Source organism: Frankia sp. CoBUL1 (genome assembly GCF_978021245.1).
In genome coordinates, this window is record NZ_CDXDOS010000210.1 from 1 (window position 1) to 6,001 (window position 6,001).

The 6,001-nt window shown below is 67.4% G+C and carries 3 protein-coding genes; all 3 read right to left on the reverse strand.

Going from position 1 to position 6,001, the window contains the following annotated elements:
• On the reverse strand, positions 1 to 1,685 hold a 1,685-nt coding region (locus tag AC08OX_RS13870), incomplete at its 3' end, for a carboxyl transferase domain-containing protein (protein WP_476608206.1).
• The gene (locus tag AC08OX_RS13875) at positions 1,682 to 5,104 is read right to left on the reverse strand and encodes an ATP-binding protein (protein ID WP_476608207.1); all 3,423 of its coding nucleotides are present in this window, start codon (positions 5,102 to 5,104) and stop codon (positions 1,682 to 1,684) included. The genes AC08OX_RS13875 and AC08OX_RS13870, both read right to left, overlap by 4 nt.
• Positions 5,001 to 5,984, reverse strand: a complete 984-nt coding sequence (locus tag AC08OX_RS13880) for a 3-oxoacyl-ACP synthase III family protein (protein WP_476608208.1) — start codon at positions 5,982 to 5,984, stop codon at positions 5,001 to 5,003. The genes AC08OX_RS13875 and AC08OX_RS13880 overlap by 104 nt, the downstream gene beginning before the upstream one ends.
• Positions 5,985 to 6,001 lie beyond the last annotated feature (17 nt).

Consider the following 6,001-nt stretch of genomic DNA (forward strand, 5'->3'; position numbering starts at 1 on the left):
AACAGTGTGCCCAAAGTATAGATTTCCGGGCCGTCGGCAGGCGGGAAACCGTGCCGCGGCACAGCGCGCGACTCGATGCCGATCAGGCATACCGGTATGCCGCCGAGGTGTACGTCCCACACCACCGCGGTCTCCGCGCCCTCCATGTGCTTCCAGCGTTCCAGCACCGGGTGGTCCTGGTCGGACAGCGCCTCCATCACAGGGCGGATGCCGAAGGGCTTCTTGCGGTCCGGGTTGGCCTCGGCGGAGAAGATCTCACCGACGGATGTGAAGTCGCTGCCAGCCACCGAGTGAGGGTAGTCGGAGATGTCGCGGTCGACGGGGTCGTTCGTCTCCGCTCGCCGCGGACCATCCTCGCCGGGGGCGACATATGTGTGGTTGTAGTGTGCCATCAGCACGTCCACGGCGGCGGTCAGGTTCGGCGCCCAATACTGCCCCTGCCCGTTCGGGCCCATCACTCGGTCGTAGCCGCCAATGCCGAAGTTGTCCTCGGCCGACACGCCGCCGGAGACATCCACTGCCTGCTTGCCGGTGAGCACCATCGTCGAGTCCGGGGTCATCACCAGGATGCCCTTGGTGTGCATGAGCATCGTCGCCTCGGCGTTCCAGTACGGCTGCGCACCGACGGTGATGCCCGTGACCGCGATGTTGATCTCGCTGCCGGCCTGGGTGAACTCGACGATCTGCTTGAGTGCCGCGCCCACCCAGTCCATGTTCTCCGTGCCCGATTCCATGGAGATCCGGGCACCGGAGGACAGCGCGTACCATTCCAGCGGCAACCGCATCCGCTCGGCCAGGTTCAGTGCGGCGATCACGCGGCGGCACTCCGGCTCTGACAGTGCGCCGAGCGACTTCGTCGGGTCGCTGAGCAGTACGACCCTGGTGACACCCTGCGGGTGCAGCCTGGTCGGGGCGGTGGCCACACCCACGACGATCGCCGCGGTGTTGTGCCCCTTCGGCCGGTCGACCGGCACCAGCGCGCAGCTGTCGTCGAGGTCGTACTCGACGAAGTCGCCGAGCAGGTCGGTCAGTTCATATGGGTGCATCATCTTGCGGTTGCTCGCGCGCAGCACCTTGAGCCGGTAATCGTCGATCGGCTCGATCGGCTCGACCGAAGGCTCGCCAACGGTCAGCTCGACGCCCGTGGTCTTGAAGGAGACACACAGGGCGATCTTAGACAGCTCGCCGGTCTGCGGGCTGCGCTGCTGGGCGATGAACAGGATCTCCTCTAGCTCGGCGTCCGCGGTCATCAGCAGCACACGCTCAGTGATCATCTCTAGCTCGGTGCGGGTGATGTCGCTCGGCGGCCAGACGTAGACCACGATCCGGTTGGTGTTGAAACGCTTGTCCGACGGTCGCAGCGACCGCGCGCGGCGGATCGAGTCGACGCAGGCGGCCACGGCCTCCTCGGCCGCTGGCAACGCGACCAGCTGGCCATCATGATCGTGCTCCCTAAACAGGTCGCATACCTGGATGAACGCGACAAAGCGGTTATCCGACGGATTCTCCCGCGCCACGCACTGGTAGAGGTACACATCCTCGTCTGACGACGGCAGCCGGGTGAGGTCGAATTTGCTCAGCCGCTCCAGCTGCATCCGCTGCGCGATGCACGGGTGCAGGCCGCGGATCGGCCGTTCCTCGGCCATCCCGGCGTCCGACGGCCGGAACGTGAAGTGGTGGGTCATCGTGCAGCTGCCTCCGGGGTGATGGTGATGGTGAGCCGACGCACCTGGGGCGGCAGCGGGTGCGCGCTGGCGGCCTCGCCCAGCACGGCCGCCATCACGTCGGAGTCCGCCGGCTGGTTCTCCCAGGACAGGTAGATGTCAGCATCGACGGAGCGCTCGCCGCCTGCCAGCTCCGCAAGCCCACCCAGCGCCGCGTCCAGCGCGTCGAAGCCCACTGCGCAGGAGACGAGCCTGGAGCCCGCGCGCTCGGCCACCCAGAATCGGTAGCCGGCGTACTCGGTGGCGCGGATGTGGGTGAGGTCCTTGTTGCCGTAGTACCGGCGGGTCAGCACTTCCAGTATGACCGTGTTATCCTGGTCGCCGCGCAGCAGCCGCTGGCCCAGCAGCGGCACCAGCGGCTCGGTGCTGCGCACCATCTCGGCGATGCGCTCGGTGCGATCCGGCGCGTCCGGGTAGGCGTCCAGGTGGAGCAGGTGCTCGAAGATACGGATGCGCTCCTGAGCACGGCGCAGCAACTGCTGCTGATGCTGGAACCAGGCGAACATCACGTCGAGCGCGAGGTCGGCAACCACGGGGAAGTGGCCCTTCGTGGCGGTCACCAGCCGCTCTAGCGCCAGATACACCGGTTTGTGCACGGACTTGTCCGGCGGCGGCTCCCACCGCCACGATTCCAGCAGCGCCGCAACTACCTTGGCGGCCACCTTGGCGGTGGCAGGCTGCCGGGCAAGGAAGATTCGGAACACCGCGGCCTCGAGCTCGGGGGAGCGTTTCAGGTCGGTGACGTCGTAATGCCCGAGCGCCTTGGCCAGTTTGGCCTGGAACGACTCCGTTAGCCCGGCCCGCTCGACATCGAGGCTGCGCAGGTAGGTGTGGAAGTGCTCGTGAGGGCTGCGCGGGTGGCCCTCATCGCCGACGTCCATGCGGGCAGGCCGGTTCCGGCTCAGCTCGGCCAGGTCGGCGAATATTTCGATGATTTCGAGCTCCTTGGCCAGCGGCTGGTGGCCCTTCTCGGTGGCCGCCCGACGCGCGGCGAGGTAGTCGTGGAGCGCCTGGCGCTCATCGTGCAGGTCGAAGCCCAGCAGCAAAGCGCGCAGATCCTCCAGGCCGCGCGCGGTGCGCTCACGCGCCGGGACCTCCTCGGGCGCGGTCGGCAGGTCCAGCCCGGCCGCCGGGGCAGCCGGGCTGTCCTCGACCTCGGCACCGGCGATCGGCTCCAGCCGCAGCAGCGGCGCACCCGCCTCCACCTGGCTGCCCACGGAGACGAAGCATTCCCTCACCCGCGCCTTGAATGGCGCCTGCAGCACCGTCTCCATTTTCATGCTCTCCAGCACCAGGATTTGTGCGCCCGCCTCGATCTCGGCGCCAACCTCCAGCGGCGTGGCGATGACCATGGCAGGCATGGGCGAGCGGACGACGTCGCCCTCGTCGCGGCTGACCCGGTGTGTGACGCCGTCCACCTCGATCAGGTGGACGGGCCCGTGGATGTCGGCGAGTAGCCGGTACCGGGCACCGTTGACGACGATCTGCCCGGTGTGCCGATCGAAGCGGTCAATCGTGACGTCAGCGGTGCGGACGTCGGCGCCCGCTTCGAGGCTGACGTGGAACCGGCACGGGCCCCGCCGCGCCACGCGCGCCTGGTAGCCGACGCCGCGCAACTTGAGGTCCAGCGGCCGACCGCTGTCGTGCTGCACCTGCGGGCGTCCGCCGAACGCCGTCAACAGCAGCCGCTGCCGCTCGGCGTGCTCCTTCTCCTCGTACGCGTCGATGGCCGCTGCCACCAGGGCCACGGCGGAGTTCCGGTGCGAGACAAGCCTGTCCCCGACGCGGTCGATCCAGCCGGTGTCCGCGCTGGCGTCGATCACCTCGGGCCGGTTGAGCAGGTCCAGCAGGAAGCTCTTGTTCGTGACACCACCTTTGATGACCACTTTGGTCCCCTGGATTGCCCGGCGCAGCCGGCCCAGCGCCTCGTCGCGATCGCGGCCGTAGGCGATGATCTTCACGATCATCGAGTCGAAGTCGGCCGGGATGGTGTCGCCCTCGCTGAAGCCAGCGTCGACACGGATGCCGGGTCCGGCTGGCAGCTCCAGCCGCGTGATGTGGCCCGGGCACGGCATGAAGTCGCGGTCGGGGTCCTCCGCGTTGAGCCGGGCCTCGACGGCGTGTCCGCGCTCGACCGGCCGCGCGCCCTGCAGCCGGCCGCCCGAGGCCACGTGTAGTTGGGCCTTGACCAGGTCGAACCCGGTGGTGGCCTCGGTGATCGGGTGCTCGACCTGCAGGCGGGTGTTGACCTCGAGAAACGTGGTCTGCTTGTCGCCGGGGTGGTAGAGGAACTCGACGGTCGCCGCGCCCCGGTAGCCGACCGCGACGATCAACCGCTCGGCCGCAGCCTTGAGGTTGGCCGCCTGCTCCGGGCTGAGCACCGGCGAGGCCGACTCCTCGATCACCTTCTGGTTGCGCCGCTGCACCGAGCAGTCGCGGACGCCGAGCGCCCACGCGGTGCCCTGGCTGTCGGCAATCACCTGGACCTCGACGTGCCGGGCCCCAGTAATTAGGCGCTCCAGGAACATGACATCGATGCCGAACGCCCGCGCGGCCTCTTGCCTGGTGCGCTCGAAGGCGTTGACAAGCTCGGACTCGTCCCTGATCATACGGATGCCCCGACCACCGCCGCCCGCGGCCGCCTTGAGCATAAGCGGATAGCCGATCTTGGAAGCCGCCGCCAGGGCGGCGTCCAGGCTCTCGACCGGACCGCGGCTCCACGGCGCGATCGGCACGCCGACCTCCTCGGCGATTCGCTTCGCGCCGATCTTGTCGCCGAGCTTGCGCATGGCCTCGGAACTGGGCCCGATGAAGGTGACCCCGAGCCTCTCGCAAAGCTCTTCGAACGCCGGGTCCTCCGCGACGAAGCCCCAGCCGACCCACGCGGCGTCGGCCCCAGTCTCCACCAGCGCGCGCTCCAGGACCCTCAGGTCGAGATAGGGACGCGCGGCGGCCGGGCCAAGACAGTAGGCCCTGTCGGCCTCGCGCACGAACGTCGCGGTGCGGTCGACATCGGTGTACAGGGCGACGGTCTCGATCGCTGTTGCGGTCTCGGCGACTATCTCCCGAACGGCTCGGATGAGGCGCATCGCGGCCTCACCACGGTTGACGATGGCGACGCAGCGGAACATGGCTGAGTCCTTCCTGCTCAAGACACACCATTCGGTTGGCGGGTGGCCGGTTCGTCCTCGCGACTGGTGCCTGACCGGAATGTGGGGATGGCGCCCGGCCGGTCGCGATGACCGCGCCGGGATCGGCGACTGCTTGATATCGGGCCTACGCCCAGCGCAAGGCGATCCCACCCCACGTCGCGCCGCCGCCGAAAGCCACCATAAGGAGCAGGGAGTCCCGCTGGAGCCGACTGGCCCGTACAGCGTCATCCAGTGTGATCGGCACGGAAGCGGCACCGGTGTTGCCGTACCTGCCGACGGTGAGATGCAACATGCCCGGGGCGAGCCCCAGGTTCTCAGCCAGGTCGGCCAGCATCACGCCGTTCGCCTGATGGGACACGATGAGATCAACGTCGGGCAGCGTTACACCCACAGTCGTGCACAGTTCCGTCACGACTGCTGCCAACTTCTCGGTTGCCAGGCGACGAACCTCCCGGCCGTTCATCATGAAGTAGTGCTGATGTTTCTCGATGCTGAGATGGCTCGGAGGCATTCGACTGCCTCCGCCTGGGATCTGGATCAAGTCCGTGTTGCGTCCGTCCGAGTACAGGGTGCTCGCCAACAGGCCTTGTCCGTCAGGTACCTTGCCGAGGACGACCGCGCCAGCACCGTCTCCGAAAAGAGTCGAGGTGCGGTAGTCGGTGTAGTCAAGAATGCGCGAATAGGTGTCGGCGCCAATAACCAAGGCGGTGGAGTAATCCGGGTCCGCGGCAAGTAGGGAGTCGGCGCACTTCAGCGCGTAGATGAAGCCGCTGCAGACCGCTTGAATGTCGAAGGCGAACGCTCGAGTGGCGCCGATGGATGCTTGAACGTGGCATGCGGTGGCGGGCATGGGCTGGTCGGGTGTGGATGTGGCAAGCACGATCAGATTGATGTCCCGGGCCTGCATGCCTGCCGCGGCGAGCGCCTGTCGTGCGGCGTGGGCAGCCAGATCCGAGGTGGCCTCGTGCGGTGCTGCCACACGGCGTTCGCGGATGCCGGTCTTCTCGAAGATCTTGCCGCGGTCGAGACCGAGAAGATCTTCCATTTCTTCACTCGTCAAAATTTTTTCTGGGACGTATGACCCAGTTCCGAGAATGGCTGTGTTCACGACTGATCCTTTCAGGG